Here is a 2,482-nt window from a genome sequence, read left to right as displayed (position 1 = left end):
TGCTTCACGAACTCGGAGAGCTCGATGAGGGTCATCTCCTTGAATGCCTCAAGGAGCTCGTCGGTGCTGAGCTTCGCCATGATCGGCGGTCCTTTCGTTCTTGCGTCGTGGCCGGGGCCGCAACGTCCATCTCGGATGGGGGTGAGGTGGGGCGTCAGCCCTCGGTGGTGTCGGCGTCCTCGGTGGCCTCGACGACGTCGGCGGACGCGGTCTCGGGCTCCTCGACGACCTCGGCGACGGCCTCGGGGGCAGCCTCCTCGGTCACGACGACCTCCTCGGCGGCCACGGCGACGACCTCGTCGGCCGCCTCCTCGGACACCGCAGGAGCCTCGGCGGCCGGCGCAGCAGCGCCCGCACCACCGATGACCGAGGGGTCAGCCTCGGCCTTGACGCGCAGGGCCTCGATGGTGCGAGCCGCCTGTGCGAGCGGGGCCTGGAACAGCGCGGCTGCCTGGGACAGCGACGCCTTCATGGCCCCAGCGAGCTTCGCGAGGAGAACCTCACGCGACTCGAGGTCCGCGAGCTTGGCGATCTCGGCGGCGGACAGCGTCTTGCCGTCCATGTAGCCGCCCTTGATCACCAGCAGCGGGTGTGCCTTGGCGAAGTCACGCAGACCCTTGGCGGCCTCGACCGGGTCGCCCTTGATGAAGGCGATCGCGCTGGGGCCGGCGAGCAGGTCGTCGAGACCCTCGACGCCCGCCTCCTTTGCAGCGATCTTGGTCAGCGTGTTCTTCACCACGGCGTAGTTGGCGGTCTCACCGAGCGATCGGCGCAGCGTCTTCAGCTGCGCCACGGTGAGGCCGCGGTACTCGGTCAGCACGGTCGCGTTCGACGTGCGGAAGTGCTCCGCGATCGTCGCGACGTCGGCTTCCTTGTCTGCCCGCGCCATGGATCTCCTTCCAGCATTCCGGCCGGAAGCCCCCGCACAGCAGAAGAGCCCCGCGCAGGCGCGGGGCTCGGGCCACGCCCGTGTGGGGCGGAGCCGGGTCCTCACCTGCGCTGGCCCTCCGCTCATGAGCGGAAGCTTCGGTCGGCACGCCACGTGGGCGGTCCGACGACCGGCGGTCTTCGGTTCGTGTCAGGGTACGTGGCCGGGGGCGGGCGGGTCAAAACGCCCGCCCCCGGCCACGGTTCGATCAGTCGACGGCCGAGGCCGTCACGCGACGCTCAGGCCTGGCCCTCGTCGTCGGTCATCAGGTTGCGGGTGCGGTTGGGGTCGACCGGGATGCCGGGGCCCATCGTCGTGGTGACGGTGGCCTTCTTCAGGTAGCGGCCCTTGGCGGCGGACGGCTTGAGGCGCAGGACCTCGTCGAGCGCCGCGGCGTAGTTCTCCACCAGCGCCTCGTCGGTGAACGACGCGCGGCCGATCACGAAGTGCAGGTTCGAGTGCTTGTCGACGCGGAACTCGATCTTGCCGCCCTTGATGTCGGTGACCGCCTTGGCGACGTCCATCGTGACCGTGCCGGTCTTGGGGTTGGGCATCAGGCCACGCGGGCCGAGCACCTTGCCCAGCCGGCCGACCTTGCCCATGAGGTCGGGCGTCGCGACGGCGGCGTCGAAGTCGGTGTAGCCGGCCGCGACCTTGTCGATGAGCTCGTCGCCACCGACCTCGTCGGCGCCGGCGGCACGCGCCTCCTCCGCCTTCTCACCGTTGGCGAAGACCAGGACCCGAGCGGTCTTGCCGGTGCCGTGCGGGAGGTTGACGGTGCCGCGCACCATCTGGTCGGCCTTGCGCGGGTCGACGCCCAGGCGGAAGGCGACCTCGACGGTCGCGTCGAACTTGGCGGGGTTGGTCTCCTTGGCCAGACGGACGGCCGCGAGAGGTGCGTACAGGGCGTCCTTGTCGATCTTGGCGGACGCCTCGTCGTAGGCCTTGCTGCGCTTCATGGCTGCTCCTTGTGGAGTGGGAGTCGTGGTCGGACGGGCCGCGCGAGGCCCTGCCACGTCGTGCTGGTCGGTGCGCCGGGGGCGGCGCAGATGGTCGACCCCGAGGGGCGACCGGTGGGTGACGTCAGTCGGAGACGAGCTGGTCTGTCTCCTCGGTTCCTCGGGCCAGGGCCCTCGTCACTCGGAGACGGTGACGCCCATCGAGCGCGCGGTGCCCTCGATGATGAGCATGGCGTTCTCGACGTCGTTGGCGTTGAGGTCGGCCATCTTGGTCTCGGCGATCTCGCGGACCTGCGCCTTGGTGATCGTCGCGACCTTCGTGGTCCGCGGGTTCGCGGCGCCCTTGTCGACGCCGGCAGCCTTGAGGATGAGCCTCGCAGCGGGCGGGGTCTTGAGGATGAACGTGAACGAGCGGTCCTCGTAGACCGTGATCTCGACCGGGATGACCTGGCCGCGCTGCGACTCGGTCGCGGCGTTGTAGGCCTTGCAGAACTCCATGATGTTGACGCCGTGCTGACCCAGCGCCGGCCCGACGGGCGGAGCGGGGTTGGCGGCGCCGGCCTGGATCTGGAGCTTGATCAGGCCTGCGACCTTC

At 69.9% G+C, this 2,482-nt stretch carries 4 protein-coding genes; all 4 read right to left on the bottom strand.

Annotated features, from left to right (window positions below; translation table 11 throughout):
- Window positions 1-80: 50S ribosomal protein L7/L12 (locus VIM19_09535; GenBank protein HEY5185122.1), on the bottom strand; the 80-nt coding region annotated here is incomplete at its 3' end.
- A gap of 74 nt (window positions 81-154) precedes the next feature.
- Window positions 155-889: a 50S ribosomal protein L10 gene (gene rplJ / locus VIM19_09530; protein ID HEY5185121.1), complete on the bottom strand. Its 735-nt coding sequence runs from the start codon at window positions 887-889 to the stop codon at window positions 155-157.
- A 278-nt stretch (window positions 890-1,167) separates the two neighbouring features.
- The gene (rplA, locus tag VIM19_09525; GenBank protein ID HEY5185120.1) at window positions 1,168-1,887 is read right to left on the bottom strand and encodes a 50S ribosomal protein L1; all 720 of its coding nucleotides are present in this window, start codon (window positions 1,885-1,887) and stop codon (window positions 1,168-1,170) included.
- A 177-nt stretch (window positions 1,888-2,064) separates the two neighbouring features.
- The coding region (gene rplK / locus VIM19_09520) for a 50S ribosomal protein L11 (protein HEY5185119.1) at window positions 2,065-2,482 on the bottom strand (418 nt) is incomplete at its 5' end.

This window comes from Actinomycetes bacterium, from assembly GCA_036510875.1.
GTDB lineage: Bacteria > Actinomycetota > Actinomycetes > Prado026 > Prado026 > DATCDE01.
The sequence above is the reverse complement of the archived record's forward strand: the minus strand, read 5'-3'. Positions and strand labels throughout refer to the sequence as shown.